16 protein-coding genes are annotated in these 15,795 nt (G+C 71.7%); 11 read left to right on the forward strand and 5 right to left on the reverse strand.

The genetic code is table 11. The features are described from left to right. Positions 1 to 61: 61 nt before the first annotated feature. From ABZV06_RS10750 to ABZV06_RS10760, 3 genes are all read left to right on the forward strand, one after another. On the forward strand, positions 62 to 655 hold the full coding sequence (locus tag ABZV06_RS10750) for a pentapeptide repeat-containing protein (protein WP_355232809.1): 594 nt from the start codon (positions 62 to 64) through the stop codon (positions 653 to 655). A 165-nt stretch (positions 656 to 820) separates the two neighbouring features. After that, on the forward strand, positions 821 to 1,786 hold the full coding sequence (locus ABZV06_RS10755; protein ID WP_355620387.1) for a hypothetical protein: 966 nt from the start codon (positions 821 to 823) through the stop codon (positions 1,784 to 1,786). A gap of 87 nt (positions 1,787 to 1,873) precedes the next feature. Beyond that, entirely contained in the window at positions 1,874 to 2,197 is a 324-nt protein-coding gene (locus ABZV06_RS10760; RefSeq protein ID WP_355232811.1) for a hypothetical protein, read from the forward strand. 14 nt (positions 2,198 to 2,211) lie between these two features. On the opposite strand, the gene dacB is transcribed toward ABZV06_RS10760, so the two are convergent. Together dacB and ABZV06_RS10770 are read right to left on the reverse strand one after the other, a co-directional pair. Continuing rightward, positions 2,212 to 3,795 (reverse strand): D-alanyl-D-alanine carboxypeptidase/D-alanyl-D-alanine-endopeptidase, encoded by a 1,584-nt coding sequence (gene dacB / locus ABZV06_RS10765; protein WP_355620390.1) that lies wholly within the window; start codon positions 3,793 to 3,795, stop codon positions 2,212 to 2,214. Positions 3,796 to 3,846: 51 nt separating this feature from the next. Continuing rightward, entirely contained in the window at positions 3,847 to 4,578 is a 732-nt protein-coding gene (locus ABZV06_RS10770; RefSeq protein ID WP_355232813.1) for an aquaporin, read from the reverse strand. A 274-nt stretch (positions 4,579 to 4,852) separates the two neighbouring features. On the opposite strand from ABZV06_RS10770, the gene ABZV06_RS10775 reads away from it, so the two are divergent. Then, positions 4,853 to 5,134 (forward strand): adhesin, encoded by a 282-nt coding sequence (locus tag ABZV06_RS10775; RefSeq protein ID WP_355232814.1) that lies wholly within the window; start codon positions 4,853 to 4,855, stop codon positions 5,132 to 5,134. Positions 5,135 to 5,154: 20 nt separating this feature from the next. Here ABZV06_RS10775 and ABZV06_RS10780 read toward each other — a convergent pair whose 3' ends face one another. After that, positions 5,155 to 6,225 (reverse strand): hypothetical protein, encoded by a 1,071-nt coding sequence (locus tag ABZV06_RS10780; protein WP_355620393.1) that lies wholly within the window; start codon positions 6,223 to 6,225, stop codon positions 5,155 to 5,157. Positions 6,226 to 6,316: 91 nt separating this feature from the next. Here ABZV06_RS10780 and ABZV06_RS10785 point away from each other — a divergent pair, with 91 nt between their 5' ends. From ABZV06_RS10785 to ABZV06_RS10800, 4 genes are all read left to right on the forward strand, one after another. Continuing rightward, complete coding sequence (locus tag ABZV06_RS10785; protein WP_355620395.1) at positions 6,317 to 7,210, forward strand: sulfotransferase domain-containing protein; 894 nt, start codon at positions 6,317 to 6,319, stop codon at positions 7,208 to 7,210. Positions 7,211 to 7,497: 287 nt separating this feature from the next. Continuing rightward, entirely contained in the window at positions 7,498 to 7,890 is a 393-nt protein-coding gene (locus tag ABZV06_RS10790) for a cupin domain-containing protein (RefSeq protein ID WP_355051904.1), read from the forward strand. 39 nt (positions 7,891 to 7,929) lie between these two features. Beyond that, entirely contained in the window at positions 7,930 to 9,726 is a 1,797-nt protein-coding gene (locus ABZV06_RS10795) for a glycoside hydrolase family 15 protein (protein ID WP_355232817.1), read from the forward strand. 246 nt (positions 9,727 to 9,972) lie between these two features. Further along, the gene (locus ABZV06_RS10800) at positions 9,973 to 11,325 is read left to right on the forward strand and encodes a pectate lyase (protein WP_355232818.1); all 1,353 of its coding nucleotides are present in this window, start codon (positions 9,973 to 9,975) and stop codon (positions 11,323 to 11,325) included. Positions 11,326 to 11,364: 39 nt separating this feature from the next. Here the strand turns inward: ABZV06_RS10800 and ABZV06_RS10805 are convergent, their stop codons facing one another. Beyond that, the gene (locus ABZV06_RS10805; RefSeq protein WP_355620398.1) at positions 11,365 to 12,555 is read right to left on the reverse strand and encodes a threonine synthase; all 1,191 of its coding nucleotides are present in this window, start codon (positions 12,553 to 12,555) and stop codon (positions 11,365 to 11,367) included. 14 nt (positions 12,556 to 12,569) lie between these two features. Continuing rightward, the gene (locus ABZV06_RS10810) at positions 12,570 to 13,619 is read right to left on the reverse strand and encodes a DNA polymerase ligase N-terminal domain-containing protein (RefSeq protein WP_355232820.1); all 1,050 of its coding nucleotides are present in this window, start codon (positions 13,617 to 13,619) and stop codon (positions 12,570 to 12,572) included. A 94-nt stretch (positions 13,620 to 13,713) separates the two neighbouring features. On the opposite strand from ABZV06_RS10810, the gene ABZV06_RS10815 reads away from it, so the two are divergent. The 3 genes from ABZV06_RS10815 to ABZV06_RS10825 all read left to right on the forward strand — a co-directional run bounded on the left by ABZV06_RS10815 (position 13,714) and on the right by ABZV06_RS10825 (position 15,749). After that, positions 13,714 to 14,502 (forward strand): aldo/keto reductase, encoded by a 789-nt coding sequence (locus ABZV06_RS10815; RefSeq protein ID WP_355232821.1) that lies wholly within the window; start codon positions 13,714 to 13,716, stop codon positions 14,500 to 14,502. 126 nt (positions 14,503 to 14,628) lie between these two features. Further along, entirely contained in the window at positions 14,629 to 14,784 is a 156-nt protein-coding gene (locus tag ABZV06_RS10820) for a hypothetical protein (protein WP_355232822.1), read from the forward strand. Then, complete coding sequence (locus ABZV06_RS10825) at positions 14,784 to 15,749, forward strand: N-acetylmuramoyl-L-alanine amidase (RefSeq protein ID WP_355620401.1); 966 nt, start codon at positions 14,784 to 14,786, stop codon at positions 15,747 to 15,749. Before ABZV06_RS10820 ends, ABZV06_RS10825 begins: the two co-directional genes overlap by 1 nt. Positions 15,750 to 15,795: the final 46 nt, after the last annotated feature.

Raw genomic sequence — 15,795 nt, forward strand, 5'->3', positions numbered from 1 at the left:
TACTCGCCGGTACGCCGCTACCGGAAGAGGCCGCCCCCGGTGGCGTCGTTAGCCTGGCCGGATGCCGGAGTTGACCGAGGACGTGACCTTCCGCCACGAGGACTGGTACGGCGAGGAGCTGACCGATCGTCAGTTCGTGGCCTGCGAGTTCTACGACGTGGACCTGACCGAGGCGGTCACCCGGGGCGCGGTCTTCACCGGCTGCACGTTCGGCAACGTGCGGTTCAACGCGTCCCGGCACCTCGACTCGGCGTTCACCCGCTGTGTCTTCAAGCGCTGCAACTTCTTCGAGGCCGAGTTCACCGGCTGCAAGCTGGTGGGCAGCACCTTCGTCCAGTGCGAGCTGCGCCCGTTGCGCGTCGACGGCGGCGACTGGTCGTTCGTCGCGCTACCCGGCGCGGACCTGCGCGCCGTCCGGCTCAGCGACGTGCGGATGCGCGAGGCCGACCTCACCGGCGCCAACCTCGGCGGAGCCGCCGTGACCGGTGTCGACCTCTCCGGCGCGCAGCTTCAGCGTTGCCGCCTCGGCGGTGCCGACCTGCGGCGCAGCGACCTCACCGCGCTCGACCCGACGTCGGCCGAGTGCGCCGGCGCGATCGTGGACGCCGAGCAGGCTCTCGTCATCGCCCAGGCGCTGGGCTTCCGGATCGGCTGAGCTGGGATCGACCAACCCCTGTCCCATACCGTCCCGATCCGGACTGGACACGTCATGCTGTCCCGATTTAGCGTGTCGACCACGCCGGTGCAATCGTGAACGACCCACAGTGGACGGTCGATCCGTCAGGTGCGGTGGCGGTCGGGCGGCAACGTGGAGGGGTCGGTGGCGGACGAGGACCGTACGCGGGATGGTTCGCGGGCCGGAGACGACCCGGCAGACCGACCTGCGTCGCACCGGCCGCGAACCGACGCCGCCGGTCTGAACCACCGCGCGCTGCGCCGACTCACGCGCGCCCGACAGCGGCGGCGCTGGGCGCTGGAAGGCGCCGGCGCGGCCGTCTGCCTCGTGGTGCTCGTCGCGTACCTCGGCACCCGGTCCGACCCGGACTCGGGTGACGGCAGGGCCGGCGGCTCGGGTGGCGTGCCCGCCGGGGCAGTCCGTCCGACGGGTCTGCCGGGCGCCGACGGGCGCACCGATGCCGGCCCGGCGCTGCCGGGTCTGCGGCCCCGTCAGCGCCCACCCTCGCCCGAGCCGACCCCGTCGACGAGCCCGCCCACGACCCCTCCTGCGGAGAAACCGTCGACGTCGCTGCTGTCGGTGAGCCGCGCCGAGGTGCCCGCCGAGGTCGACCTGACCGCCGTGGGCACCCGCGACTGGATGCACTGGGGGCTGCGCGGCGGTGACTCGACAGTCCGCAAGCGCTCCGGCTCCGGGGAGATCGTCGACGGGGGCGGCAAGGGCCGCCGGGTCGGCTGGGACGGCAACCAGGAGGTTGTCCGTTGGTCCGACGGTGCGCCCGAGCGGTGGGATCGGGGCAGCTCCGACGGCGTTTACACCTGCGGCGTCGGCAACGGATTCAGCCTGTCGGTCGCCGGCAGCGGCACGTCGCGCACCGTCCAGGTCTACGCCGGAATCTGGATGGCACGCGGCCGGCTGGACGTGCGGTTGTCGACCGGAGGGCCGGTGAGCACGGTGCGTCTGGAGGACCCGTACACCAGTCAGAGCGCCCAGTTCGTCATCCGGTTCACGGCGCCGAAGGACGCCCGGCTGGTGGTGACCTGGACGGTCGAGAAGGTCTTCACCGAACACTGCGGCAACGTCGGCCTCCAGGCTGTCGCGCTGCGCTGAGCGGGACAGTTTGTCCGTCGCCCTCCGGCCACGTCGACGTAGCTTTCTGCTGTCCCCGTCTCACCTTCCACTGTGGAGGAAGTGCAGATGAGCAGCAGTACCGCCCACCGCCTCCGTCCCGCCGTCTCCTCCGGCGCCGACGAGCCGGAGGCGCTCCGCGACATTCCCCTGCCGCCGTACGTGACGGGCGAGGATGCCCAGTTCGCGGTGCGTGCGGTGGTCGTGCACGCGCCCCGCCGTTGGTCCGGCGGAGTGGTCTGTCGCAACGACGCCAGCCCGCACCCCTGCCGGCTGCACCGCTGGGGCACCCGCGTCCTGACGCTCCGCGGCCTGCACGCCGCCGAGATCGCCGCCCTCATCGAGCGCGGCGACCCTGCGGCGGTGCCCCCCACACCGAAGCACCCGGCCTGACCCGCCTCCGCCGCTCAGCAGGTGATCGGTTTGACCCAGGAGCACTCCACGCCCTCGGGCGTACGCGGCGCCTGGGGCACCTCGGGCCGCGCGATCCGTGCCGTGCTCGCGGCGTCCTCGCGGTGACCGGCCAGCGTCACGGCGATCTGGTCCTCCAGCGCCTTGACCGACGCCGTCAGGTAGTTGTTCAGCAGGATGGAGAAGGCCAGCAGGTGACCGTCGGCGCTGGTGACGTAGCCGGACAGCCCGGACACGCCGGTCAGGCTGCCGGTCTTGGCGTGGACGTTGCCCGCCGCCGGGGTGCCGGCCATGCGGCTGCGCAGCGTGCCGCCCACGAAACGCTCCGGTTGCCCCGCGATGGGCAGCGCCGCGTACCAGGCGGCGAACCAGGGTTGGGTACGCACGGCGGCCAGGAGGTCGACGAACTCGGCCGCCGGCACCAGGTTGCGGCGGGACAGTCCCGAGCCGTCGCGCTGGCGCAGCGTTCCGGTGTCCATTCCGGTGTCGGCGACGTACTCGCTGATCGCGGTGAGACCGGCGGACCAGGTGCCGGTGCCGGACAGCACGCGGCCGATCTCCTTGGTGAGGACCTCGGCGTGCCCGTTGTTGGAAAGCTTGAGGAACGGCGTCATCAGCTCACCGAGGCTCATCGAGTCGTGTCTGGCCACCGGGTGGGCCGTCTCCGGGGTGGGCTCGCCGAGCACGGTCCGGCCGAGCACCCGGACGCCGTGCCGGTACAGCGCTGCCCGGAAGATCTCGGCTGCGAGGCCGGTGGGTTCCCAAACGGTCACCCAGTCGCTCGCGGGCTCGTCGCCGACGACGATCTGGCCGGTCACCACGACCGTGTTGCCGCCGTGTTCGCGCTCGATGGAGATCGACGTCTCACCCTCGCTGACCGTCTCGGCGCGGTTGTCGATGCGGACGTAACTGGTGGGCGGCGTGGTGGTGACCACCGGGCGGGCGCCGGCCCGGTCGGCGGGAGCGGCGTGCACGATCACGGTGCCCGCGTCGTAGTCGGTGTCCGGAGCGACCGTCAGTGCGGAGACCTGCGCGGCGTAGTAGTACGGCTCGTCGTCCCACGTCCAGTCGGGGCCCAGCCGGGTGCGGTCGTAGCGGGTGTCGTCGGCGACCAGGTTGCCGGTGACGACCCGGACGCCGGCGGCGGCCACCCGTGCGGCGAGCGCGTCGTAGTCGGCCGCGAGCATGGTCGGATCACCGCCGCCCCGCAGGTAGAGACTGCCGGAGAGCAACCCGGCGCGGCGCGCTCCGGTGGCCTGCACGTCGGTGCTGAAGTGATGGCCGGAACCGAGCAGCCCGAGGGCGGCGGTGGAGGTCAGCAACTTGGTGTTGGAGGCCGGGATCAGCCGCCGGTCGCCGTTGCGGTCGTAGAGGGTCTCGCCGGTGCTGGTGTCGACGACGACCACCGAGGTCTGCGCGCCGGTCAGCCGGTTGTCGGCGAGGATCGCGTCGATGGTGGCGCGCAGGCGGGTCGTCGCGGGGGTCGGCGACTCGGCGGTGGCGCCGGACGCGCCGACCGTGGCCACGGTGGCGACCAGCGCGAGCAGCGCGACGGCGCGCGGAAAGAGACGACGATGCATGCGTCGATGCTGCCACGAAGGTAATCGCCGGAAAAGAGCCCCGGACGAAGGTTATTGCCCTTCGTGGTGTCCCGGTCTGCCGACCGCTCGCTCGTGTCCGCCCCAGTAGTGCCGCTGCGCGCCCATCACCAGCGGTGCCACCAGCGCCGCGAGCGCACCGCCCAGCAGCGGGAAGACGATGAACACCCAGAGTTGGCGGAGCGCTGTTCCACCCTCGAAGACGGCCGGACCGAAGGCTCGGGCCGGGTTGACCGCCGCGCCGGTCAGCGTCACGCCGACGAGCTGGGTGGCGGCCAGGGCCAGTCCGATGGCCAACCCGGCGGTGCCCGGATTCTCGGTACGGCTCGTGACCACCAGGACGACCAGGACGAAGAGGAAGGTCAGCACGATTTCCACCACGGCCGCGCCACCCCGGTTGATGTGAGCGCCGTACCCGTTCGAGCCCAGCGCCCCGGTCTGGTCCGCTACGTCACCCCAACGGGTCAGCGCCCAGAGCAGGAAACCGGCCACCGTCGCCCCGGCGAACTGCGCGATCCAGTAGGCGACAGCGCCGATCACCGAGATCTTGCCGGACAGCAGGACACCGAGCGTCACCGCCGGGTTGACATGACTACCGGAGAGCGGACCGATCGTGTAGACGAGGGCCAGCATGACGAACCCGAAGGCCAGCGCGACGACCACCACACCACCCTGGACCCGCGCGGCGACCGCAGCGCCGACGCCGAAGAAGACCAGCAACAGCGTGCCGAGAAATTCCGCGGCTGCGCGACGGGCGTCATCCATGTACTCAGCGTAAGGATAGTTCCGCCCGCTAGCGGGCAAATCAGGTTCGTGACCAGGCAGGGAGCGAGCGCTCGACTGACTCCGCTCTATTTGACGGATCGCCGGGCACGGGGCACGGTGGGCAGAGAAGGGGCCTCTCAGCCGCCCCGATTCGATGCGACGGCGATGACCGTCCGTCCCTCCCGTCGCCTCCCACGCGTGCTCGCACGCGGGCCGATTGTCCGGTCTGCGCGACAACCGACCGCGAGCCGAGAAACCACGAGGAGTTCCACCAATGCTCACCATGACCGACAACGCCGTGCTCGTCATCCGTGACCTCGCCAGCCAACAGGACGTGGCCCAGGACGGTGGCGTACGGATCGCGGCCGACACCGACGCCGGATCGCTCACCGTGGAGCTGGTGCCCGAGCCGGAGCAGGGCGACCAGGTCGTCGACAACCAGGGCGCGCGGATCTTCCTCGACCCCGACGCCGCCGAACTGCTCGGCGAAGCATCGGTGGATGCCACCGTCGACGACGAGGGCATCATCCAGTTCGGCTTCACCGAGAAGCAGTAGACACGCGCCCCGAAGGGGTCTCACCGCAGCGATCGCCCTCGCTGCGGCGGGCCCGGCGGCGGGCGCCAGCCCGGCCCGTCGGTGTCGTCGGGCCGGAGCAGCGCGGCGAGCACGTGCGCCAGATGGTGCGACGTGCTCCACGCCGTCCAGTTGGCGGGTGACCCGGCCCCCGCCCCGCGGCGTGCGCGCCGCAGCAGTTCGTGGTCGCCCCAGGAGAACGCCGCTCCGGCGCTCGACCAGTGCGATGTCGCCACCAGCGTGCGACACAGGTCGGCGAAGCGCTCGTCGCCCCGGCCGCCCCGGCGCGACCAGCGGTAGACCCACCAACCGTCCTCGGCGGTGTAGCGAACCGTGGGCAGTCGGTCGCCGGCGTCGCCCGAGTCGGGCAGCGCCGAGCCGACGCCGTAGTCGCCGTAGTCGACGCCGACGTCCGCCAGCCGCTGCCAGAGCTGCCAGTCCCAGCGTCCCAGCCGCACCGGCTCGTCGGTGGGCAACCGGGACAGCGTCGGAGGCATACCGCCCGCCGCCACCGTCGCCGAGCACCAGGCGTGGCGACGGGCCCAGTCCAGCAGCCGGCGTACCCGTGGTTCCGCCACCCGCACGTCCGCCGGGCAGCAGACGTCACCCGCGTCCACCAGAAGATCGCACTCCTCCGGCGCGAGGCCGGTGTACCGCCAGATCCGCTCCACGGCGGTCGTGTCCGCGTCCGGACCAGCCCGGTCGTGCGCGACCCGCACCCGGACCAGCGCCCGCCGCGCGTACGCCCGGGCTGCCGCACCGTGCGCGATGAGCCGCCGCTCGCTCTCCGCGAGCCCCACGACGGGCATCAGCGGTACGCCCCACCGGGCCAGCTCGGTGTCGGTCGAGTCGGGCAGGGCTGTCACGTCGACGGCCGGTAGCAGGCCGGTCGGCAGCCGACGCAGGGCGTCGGAGATGGAACGGTCGACCGCGCTGACCTCCAGGATCGGGGCGACGAGCGGGGCAGCCGCCGGATCGAGGTGATTCAACGCCTCCAGCTCGCCGCGTCGGCGGCTGGCGAGGATGGGGCGGTAGACCGGTGCCACTGCCCGGCCCCCGTGGGCGGGCACCATACTTCAATCTAGTCAGGCATTCGCATGCCTCCCCACTTCTGGTACCGAAAATCTGCTGTCTGGCTGTCGGTTCGGCGACTACGCTCGCCCGATGTCCACGTCGCCCCACCGTTACCGCTCCGACGACGAGGACAGCGCCCGCTGGGTCGGCTTTCCGTTCCGTGCCGGCGACATCGTGATCAGCACCCGTTCCAAGAGCGGCACCACCTGGATGCAGATGATCTGCGCGCTGCTGGTGCTGGGCACCCCGGAGCTGCCGGCGCCGCTGTCCGAGCTGTCGCCCTGGCTGGACTGGCTCGGTGAGCCACGTGACGTGGTGTATCAGCGGTTGGCCGCCCAGCCGCACCGCCGGTTCGTCAAGACGCACACTCCGCTGGACGGGGTACCGCTCGATCCCCGGGCGCACTACGTGGTGGTGGCGCGGCATCCGCTGGACATGGCGGTCTCCCTCTATCACCAGGCCGGCAACCTGGACCGTGCCCGTGTCGCCGAGCTGACCGGCCAGCCCGCGCCGGCGGGGCCGCCGCGGGTCCGTCCGCCGCTCGCGGCGTGGCTGCCGAGCTGGATCGACCACGAGGTGGACCCGCGCGTCGAGCTGGACTCGCTGCCCGGGGTGTTCTGGCACCTGGGCGACGCCTGGGCGCGCCGGCACGAGCCGAACGTCGAACTGGTGCACTACGACGACCTTCGCGCCGACCTGGGTGGCCAGATGCGCCTTCTGGCCGACCGGTGGGGTGTCGCGGTGCCCGCCGGGCGGTGGCCCGATCTGGTCGAGGCGGCCACCTTCGGCCGGATGCGGGAGCGTGCCGATCAGCTCGCCCCGGACACGCTGGGCGTCCTGCGGGACCGCCGGGCGTTCTTCCGTCGGGGCGGCTCGGGTCAGGGGCGCGACCTGCTGGACCCGGCCGGTCTGGCCCGTTACGAGGAGCGGGCGCGGGCGCTGGCCCCACCGGATCTTCTCGCCTGGCTGCACCGCGACGCCTGAGACGTACACCGCGACGCCTGCCGTGTACACCGCGACCTCTGGGGCATACGCGGAAACGAGCGCGCGGCGCCGCTTCGACCGTGGTCGCAACGTCGCCGCGCTCTGGCCGTCTCCCACCACCGCAGCCGTTCGGCGGTACGCCAGCGGGGACCTGGCTCGACCGGCCGTTCGCGCCGGTCGGAGTTGACGATCCCCGCTGGGCGCGGACTCAAACCTGTCGAGCGTGGGGAATTCCACCATCTGCCAGTCCCGGCGTGACGCGTGATCGAACGGGGTATGACCGGGCCATGGAGCATTTCACGATCGCGACCGTCGCCGAGAAGAGCCCCGACTTCCGGCGGGTGCTGTGGACCGGCGAGCACACCCAGCTGGTGATCATGACCATCCCGCCGGGCGGGGAGATCGGCGAGGAGGTGCACGAGGGCATCGACCAGATCCTGACGTTCGTCAGCGGGACGGGTGAGGCCCGAGTCGCCGGTGAGAAGCGGGAGGTCGTCGCAGGCGACCTGGTCGTCGTGCCGTCCGGCACGAAGCACAACTTCGTCAACACCGGCCCGAATCCGCTCGTCCTCTACACCGTCTACGGTCCTCCGGAGCACGCCGACCAGGCCGTGCACCACACCAAGGAGGAGGCCGACAGGGCCGAGGAGGCCGGCGAGGACGAGCCGCCCACCGCGTGACGCCGGCCTGAACCGGGTCGCTGTGGGTACGCGCGGCTGGTGACGCAGCCGCCGATTTCCGACTACGGGTTCCTCTCGGACTCCCGTTCCGGAGCGCTGGTCGACCTCGACGGCTCGATCGACTGGTGGTGCCCGGACCGGTTCGACGGCGCGTCCGTCTTCGGACGGCTCCTCGACCCGGACGGCGGGCACTTCCGGTTGGCGCCGGTCGGCGTCGGTGGCCCGGGCTACCGCGTCGAGCGGGCGTACCGACCGGACACGCTCGTGCTGCGGACGGTGCACCACACGCCGCACGGCAGCGTGTCGGTGACGGACGCGCTCGCCGCCGAGGACGGCGCCCGTGCGCACGAACTGGGCATGAACTCGCCCGCCGTGCTCATCCGGGTGGTCGAGGGACTGTCCGGGCGGGTACGGATGGCGCTGGACTTCGCCCCCCGCCCCGAGTACGGGTTGCTCACGCCGTACCTGCACGAGCAGCCCGACGGGGCGGTGGTGGCCGATGCCGGCCCGGTGACGTTGGTGCTGCGCGTCGGAGGTATGCCACTGCGGGCGGGCCGCGACCGGGTGACCCACGAGTTCGAGGTCTCGACCGGTCAGGTGGTGGGGATCGACGTGGCGTTCGGGCAGTCGTACGGGAAGCCGCCGGTCCGACTGGACCCGCTGACCGTGCTCGCGGACACGACGCGAGCGTGGGAGGCGTTCCGGCAGTCGCACCGGTACACGGGGCGGTACCCGGAGCTGGTCCGACACAGTGCCACGGTGCTGTCCGGCCTCACGTACGCCCGCAGCGGCGCGGTGGCGGCGGCGTCGACCAGCTCGTTGCCGGAACAGATCGGCGGCGACCGCAACTACGACTACCGCTACTCCTGGTTGCGGGACTTCTCGCTGACGATGCGGGCGCTCTGGGTGGCTGCCTGCCCGGACGAGGCGTCGAGACTGTTCGCCTGGGTGGCCCGTTCGATCGGCCAGTTCGGCGACGAACCGGTGCCGGTGCTCTTCGGACTGGAGGGCGAACGGGACATCTCCGAGCACCACTGCAACCACCTGCGCGGATACCACGACAGCCGGCCGGTGCGCGTCGGCAACGACGCCTGGAAGCAGCGGCAGCTCGACGTGCCGGGCGAGGTGCTGTCGGCGGTGTGGAGGCTGCGCGACCACCTCGGTACGACGTTCGACGGGGAGTTGCGGGAGATGGTGCTCGGGCTGGCCGAGCAGGTGGCGGCGACCTGGCACCTGCCGGACCGGGGCATCTGGGAGACCCGGGAGGAGGAGCGGCACTACCTCTCCTCGAAGGTCTCCTGCTGGTTGGCCCTGGATCGGGCCGTCGGACTCTCCGACCGGCTCGGTGAGCGGGCCGACCCGCGTCGCTGGGCCGCGGTGCGCGACGAGATCCGCGAGGCGGTGCTGCGCGAGGGGTGGAACGACCGGATCGGTGCGTTCACCGGCTCGTTCGGTTCGGCGGAGCTGGACGCCTCGGTGCTCGCCCTGCCGGTGGCGCACTTCCTGCCGGCGACCGATCCGCGGATGCGGTCGACCATCGAGATGGTGGAGCGCGAGCTGGGTACGGAGGACGGGCTCGTCCGACGCTGGACGAGCGACCCGGCCGGGTTCCTGCTGTGCTCGTTCTGGCTGGTGGAGTGCCTGGTGATGGCGGGTGAGCCACGGCGGGCCGAGGAGCTGTTCGAACGCGTGGTGGGCCACGCCAACGACGTCGGCCTGTTCAGTGAGCAGATCGACCTGTCCACCGGCGCGCAGCTCGGCAACATGCCGCAGGCGCTGTCCCACATCGGGTTGATCAACGCGGCCTGGCGGCTGACCGAGCCGAACAGCTTCTGATCGGCCCGCCGAAATCCTGCAACAGACCTGCAAGCGCCAGGCATTGACGCTGATGCGTGCCCAGTCCTAGCCTCGAAGAGGCGGGGAAAGCCCTTTCCCACGGCTTTCGTCCCGCTTCACCCCGCTGTCGGATCCGGGCATCCGATGGGGCACACCGATCCCGCCTTCGAGGCCGCGCGCCGTGCCGGCACGTCCCCGCGCGCTCGGATCCACGGATCGCCACCACACGCGTCAAGGAGGACAACCGTGCACAGGAGACGACGACCACTGGTGCTGGCGGTGTGCGCCGGCGTGACCGTGGCGGCCCTCGCCGCCAGCATGACCTCGGCCTTCGCGGCCACCATCTTCACCGACACCTTCACCGACGGCGACGCCTCCGGCTGGTCCAAGTCCGGCGGCACCTGGGCGGTCGACGGCGCGGGGGTGTTCAACCAGTCCAACGCCGGCAGTGAGCTGGCCCGGCAGTTCGCCGGCGACGCCGGGTGGACCACCTACTCCGTGCAGGCCCGCGTCCGGCCGACGAGCTTCGGCTCGTCGAGCGGCCTGGTCGGGCTCGCCGCCCGGGCCAGCAGCAGCACCAAGATGTATCGCCTGGCCCTGCTCGGCTCTGGACGGGCCGAACTCCAGGCCGTCAACGGCAGCAGCATCACCGCGATCGGCTCCGCGTCGCTCGGCGTCGCCGCCGGCACCTGGTACACCCTGCGCATCGAGGCCAGTGGCAGCACCATCCGCGGCTTCGTCAACGGCACGCAGATCGCCTCCGGCAGCAACAGCCTGGTCGGCGCCGGTCGGATCGGTCTGGTCACCGCGTACGCCAGCGGCGGCTTCGACGACGTGGTGGTCGACTCGTCCGGCGGTGGCACCCCGACCACACCACCGGCCACCAGCACCCCACCGCCCACCACGTCGGGCCCGACCACCCCGCCGCCCTCGGGCTGGCCGACACCCACCAGCAGCCAGAAGGTGGACGCGACGATTGCGGTCTCCGGCACCTTCGACGGTGGACTCCGGCGCTACTACGGCATCGGCGACGGCGGGCAGAGCGAAAGCCAGGACCCGATGTTCGAGCTGGCCGCCGGCGCCACCCTGCGGAACGTGATCATCGGTGCGCCCGCCGGTGACGGCGTGCACTGCGAGGGCAACTGCACGCTCGTCAACGTGTGGTGGGAGGACGTCGGCGAGGACGCGGCCACCTTCCGGGGCGGCACCACGTACACCGTCGACGGCGGCGGGGCGCGGTCGGCCAGCGACAAGGTCTTCCAGCACAACGGCGCGGGCACTGTCTACATCAGGAACTTCCGGGTGGAGAACTCCGGGAAGCTCTACCGGGCCTGCGGCAACTGCTCCACGTCGTACCAGCGGCACGTGGTGATCGACAACGTGGTCGTCCGCGACACCGACACGATCGCCGGCATCAACACCAACTGGGGCGACACCGCACGCTTCAGCCGCGTCACGATCGTCGGCGACCCGGACCGGGAGACGTCGATCTGCGTCAAGTACAAGGGCGTACCCAAGGGCAGCGAGCCGACCAAGATCGGCGAGGGCGCCGACGGCGTCAACTGTTTCTACGCGCCGTCCGACATCACCTACCAGTAGCGCGGCCCGCCGGCATCCCGCGCCACGCGGGATGCCGGCTCAGGCCAGCACGGGTACGCCGGAGACGTCGACCGTCTCCGGATACTTCAACCCCGCGCCGGTGTTGAGCACCACCACCCGTTCCCCAGCCCGAATCCAGCCACCGGCACGCAGCTGGCGTGCGGCGGTCAGGCAGGCCGCGCCCTCCGGGCAGAGCAGCAGCCCCTCCCGGGCGGCGAAGTCCCGCAGGTCGGTCAGGATCTCCGCGTCGTCGACGGCGACGGCGGTGCCGGCTGATGCCCGCAGCGCCGCCAGGATCAGCTCGTCACCCAGCGGCGACGGCACGGTGATGCCGAACGCCACCGTGTGCGCGTCCTCCCACGGGCGGGCCCGGGAGTCACCGGCGGCGAAGGCCCGCACGATCGGCGCGCAGCCGGTCGACTGGACCGCCACGAGCCGGGGCAGCTTGTCGCCGACCCAGCCCAGCTCGCGCATCTCGTGCAGCGCCTTGTGGATGCCGATCAGGCCGACCCCGCCGCCCGTGGGATAGATGATCACGTCGGGCACCTGCCAGCCGAGCTGCTCGACGATCTCGTACCCCATCGTCTTCTTGCCCTCGAGCCGGTAGGGCTCGCGCAGCGTGCCGGCGTCGAAGATCGCCCCGTCGGACTCGGCGATCAGCTCGGCCACCCGCCGGCCGGCGTCGCTGATCAACCCGTCCACCAGGCGCAGGTCGGCGCCGGCGGCCACGCACTCGCGCCGGCAGATGGTCGGCGCGGCCAGCGGCATGACGATCGTGGCGCCCATCCCGGCGCGCGCGGCGTACGTCGCCCACGCCGACCCGGCGTTGCCGTTGGTCGGCATCGCGATCCGCTGCACGCCCAGCTCGCGGGCGCGGCTCACGCCGACCGCCGCGCCACGCGCCTTGAACGAGCCGGTCGGAATCAGCCCCTCGTCCTTGACCATCAGATCGGCGATGCCGATCTCGGTGCCGTACGCGGGTGCCCGCAGCAGCGGCGTCCAGCCCTCACCGAGCGTGGTGACGTGCCGAGGGTCGGCGACGGGCAGCAGCTCCCGGTACCGCCACAGGTCGGCCGGGCGCAGCGGAAAACGTTCCGGGGTGACTGCCTTCGCGACAGCCGGCAGGTCGTAGCGGGCCAGCAGCGGGGAGCCGCAGTCGCAGAGGTTCTGCACCGTGTCGGCGGCGTACTCCAGGCCGCAGCGCGGGCAGTCCAGGTGGGTCAGGTACACGTCGCTCCTCGCCGTCAGGCCGCGTCGATGCTCAGCCACCGTCGGCTGCGCTGGCCCGGTTGGTAGACCGAGTCCAGCCGCTTGGCGACCACACCGGGCAGCCCCTGCTCCCGCCCGGTGCGCAGGGCCTCGTCGCCGGCACCGGAGAACCACGGCGGAGTCTGCCAGTGCGTACCGGCCAACGCCAGCCCATCGAGCAGTTCCCGGCGTTGCGCGTACGGGACGTCGACGCTGCTCACGCCCTCCAACCACAGCAGGTCGACGAGCAGGAACTGCGCACCGGTCGGGACCCGCGTCCCGCTGGTCGGGCGGGCCGGACGCACCTTTGCTGAGCCGTCGATGCGGACGAGCACGCCGTCGAGCACCGCCTCGGTCGGCGCCAGGGCCTCGGCCATCGCGCGCAGCCACGGGTACCCGCCGGTGATCTCCTCGTCGGTCTCGGAGAGCAGCCGCAACCGCCCACCCGAGACGTACGCCAGTGCCCGGACGCCGTCCCAGCGCAGCTCGTACCCCCAGGCGGCGCCGTCGCGCGGCAGCCTGGCGGCGGGCGTGGCGTGCATCGGGCGGACGAGCTCGGGCATCGGCGTCCACCCCGGCGGCGCGGGATCGGTGCGGCGGATCATCCAGTCCCGGCCGCCGGTGGCGAACAGCGCGTACCGGCCGTCGGTGCGGTCGCCGGAGAGCGTCACGATGACCTCGTCGTCGCGCCACTTCTCGCAGCGGTACGTGCCCCGGTCGTGGATGACCATCCGGCCGCCCCCGTACTCGCCGGCGGGGATCTCGCCGGAGAAGTCGAGGTACTCCATCGGGTGGTCCTCGGTGTGCACGGCGAGGTGGTTGCGGCCCGGGTCGCGAGGCAGGCCACGTGGCACCGCCCAGGACGCGAGCACGCCCTCGTGCTCCAACCGCAGGTCCCAGTGCAGGCTGCGGGCGTGGTGCTGCTGGATGACGAAGCGGGCGGTGTCGCCGCCGGCATCGGCTGCCGTGGGGCTCCGGGCGGGCACCGGCTCGGGCGTACGGGCCGCGTCGCGCCGGCGTCGGTACTCGTCCAGCCGGTCCGTCACACCCGTATTCTCCGGCAATTCGGGCCATCGCGCTGGCTGCCGGAGTGTCCGGTTCGCTCGGCGTACGGGGGCCCGGAGGGGTAGAACGGATCCCATGGACCTCAGCGACCAGCCCACCGCCCCGCTCCCGGGTGACGTGCAGATGCCCCTGCTCGGCTTCGGCACCTGGCAGGCCACCGGTCAGGCGGGCTACGACGCCGTGCTGGCCGCGCTCGACACCGGCTACCGGCACCTCGACACCGCCACCGTCTACGGCAACGAACGCGAGGTCGGCCGGGCGGTCCGGGAGAGCGGGCTGCGTCGGGAGGACATCTTCCTCACCACGAAGCTCCCGCCGGACCGGATCGGCCGGGAGCGCGAGACGTTGGAGGCAAGCCTGGAGGCGCTCGGCGTCGACCAGGTGGACCTCTGGTTGATCCACTGGCCGCCGTCGTCGCCAGCGGACAGCATTCCGCTGTGGCGTGAGTTGCTGGCCGCCCGGGACGAGAACCTGACCCGGGCTGTCGGGGTCAGCAACTACAGCACGGGCGAGATCGACGAGCTGATCCAGTCGACCGAGGAGAACCCGGCGGTGAACCAGATCCGGTGGAGTCCCGCGCTGTACGACCGGCAGCGGCACGCCGAGCACCGGGACCGTGGGGTGGTGCTGGAGGGGTACAGCCCGTTCAAGACCAGCGACCTCAGCGATCCGGTGCTGACCAGGATCGCCGCCGCCCACGGCGTGTCTCCGGCGCAGGTGGTGCTGCGCTGGCACATCGACCACGAGATCGTGGTGATCCCCAAGTCGGTGACCCCGGAGCGGATCACCGCCAATTTCGACGTCTTCCACTTTTCTCTGACGGCGGAGGAGATGCGCGACATCGACGCACTCGGCGACGCCTGATACGGCGAATTCCTTCAAGCAGCGACCTGTCGGCGAAGGCTATCGACATCGACACACGTGACGGTATAGCGTGCCGTCATCACGTTCGTCGATCCGTTTCGAACCCGCCTTCGCTGGAGGATCGCCATGGCCCGACCACCGTCCATCCGTCTGCGCCGCCGCGGGGTGCTCGGCATCCCCGCGCTGGTGGCCGCCGCCCTCACCGTCGTGGTCCGGCCCACCCCGGCGAGCGCCGCGCCGAAAGCCCCCGAGTGCCTCGCCGACCTGCTCGGCGAATCCTGATGGCCACGATCCCGTGGCTCGTGGACGTGTTGCGCGGCGCCGGGGTCCAGGTCGTCGTCGAGGGTGACTGGCTCAACCGGATGCGGCCCGGCTCCTTCGACCCGATCGGGGTGCTCTGGCACCACACGGCCTCGACCTCCAGCGCCAGCAACCCGCACCCGGCGCTCGGCATCTGCATCAACGGTCGCTCCGACCTGGCCGGCCCGCTCTGCCAGGCGCTTGTCGACTACAACGGCGTCTTCCACGTCATCTCCGCCGGCCGCTGCAACCACGCCGGGGTCAGCGGCGGCAGCGGGCCCATCCCCGCGGGCGACGGCAACACCCTGATGATCGGGTGGGAGATCGACTACAACGGCGTCGACCAGGAGATGACGGCCGCACAGTACAACTCGTCGATCGCCGCGACGGCCGCCGTACTCACCCGCCTCGGCCGGGACAGCAGCTACGCCCGGGGCCACCGGGAGACCAGCACCACCGGCAAGATCGACCCGTCCTTCATCGACCTGAACGTCATGCGCGCCGACGTCGCGACGAAGATGGCCGGCGGCAGCACGGCATGGTCGTCCACCGTTGACAACACGACCTCCGGCCGCTTCACCGCAAGCGCGAACTGGGGCGTGTCGACGTTCTCCAGTCAGCGGTACGGCGCCGACTACCGCTACGCCGACCCGGTCGCGGCCAGCGATCCGGCCTGGTACCGGTTCAACGTGCCGGCGACCGGCACCTACCGGGTCGATGCGTGGTGGCCGACGAACACCGGCTACAACAGCGCCACCCCGTACATCGTCGCCACCACCACCGGCAACAGGACCGTGTACGTGGACCAGCGGGTGACCGGCGGGCAGTGGCGCACCCTCGGCGCGTTCACCCTGCCGGCCGGGGACGCCAACCGGGTGGCTGTCAGCAGGTGGAGCAACGCGACGGGCCTGGTCATCGCCGACGCCGTACGCCTGACCCGGGTTTGAGGATTCCTGCATGATCGACTCGACTTCCCGGAAGTCGGGGTGTCCC

Source organism: Micromonospora sp. NPDC005172 (assembly GCF_040608555.1).
In the GTDB taxonomy this organism is placed as follows: Bacteria; Actinomycetota; Actinomycetes; order Mycobacteriales; family Micromonosporaceae; genus Micromonospora.

Coding starts and splice junctions, on each gene's coding strand:
- ABZV06_RS10775 (WP_355232814.1), top strand. CDS start 4,853: ATGCTCACCATGACCGACAACGCCGTGCTCGTCATCCGTGACCTCGCC.
- dacB (WP_355620390.1), bottom strand. CDS start 3,795: ATGCATCGTCGTCTCTTTCCGCGCGCCGTCGCGCTGCTCGCGCTGGTC.
- ABZV06_RS10780 (WP_355620393.1), bottom strand. CDS start 6,225: ATGGTGCCCGCCCACGGGGGCCGGGCAGTGGCACCGGTCTACCGCCCC.
- ABZV06_RS10825 (WP_355620401.1), top strand. CDS start 14,784: ATGGCCACGATCCCGTGGCTCGTGGACGTGTTGCGCGGCGCCGGGGTC.
- ABZV06_RS10815 (WP_355232821.1), top strand. CDS start 13,714: ATGGACCTCAGCGACCAGCCCACCGCCCCGCTCCCGGGTGACGTGCAG.
- ABZV06_RS10820 (WP_355232822.1), top strand. CDS start 14,629: ATGGCCCGACCACCGTCCATCCGTCTGCGCCGCCGCGGGGTGCTCGGC.
- ABZV06_RS10770 (WP_355232813.1), bottom strand. CDS start 4,578: ATGGATGACGCCCGTCGCGCAGCCGCGGAATTTCTCGGCACGCTGTTG.
- ABZV06_RS10790 (WP_355051904.1), top strand. CDS start 7,498: ATGGAGCATTTCACGATCGCGACCGTCGCCGAGAAGAGCCCCGACTTC.
- ABZV06_RS10785 (WP_355620395.1), top strand. CDS start 6,317: ATGTCCACGTCGCCCCACCGTTACCGCTCCGACGACGAGGACAGCGCC.
- ABZV06_RS10760 (WP_355232811.1), top strand. CDS start 1,874: ATGAGCAGCAGTACCGCCCACCGCCTCCGTCCCGCCGTCTCCTCCGGC.
- ABZV06_RS10750 (WP_355232809.1), top strand. CDS start 62: ATGCCGGAGTTGACCGAGGACGTGACCTTCCGCCACGAGGACTGGTAC.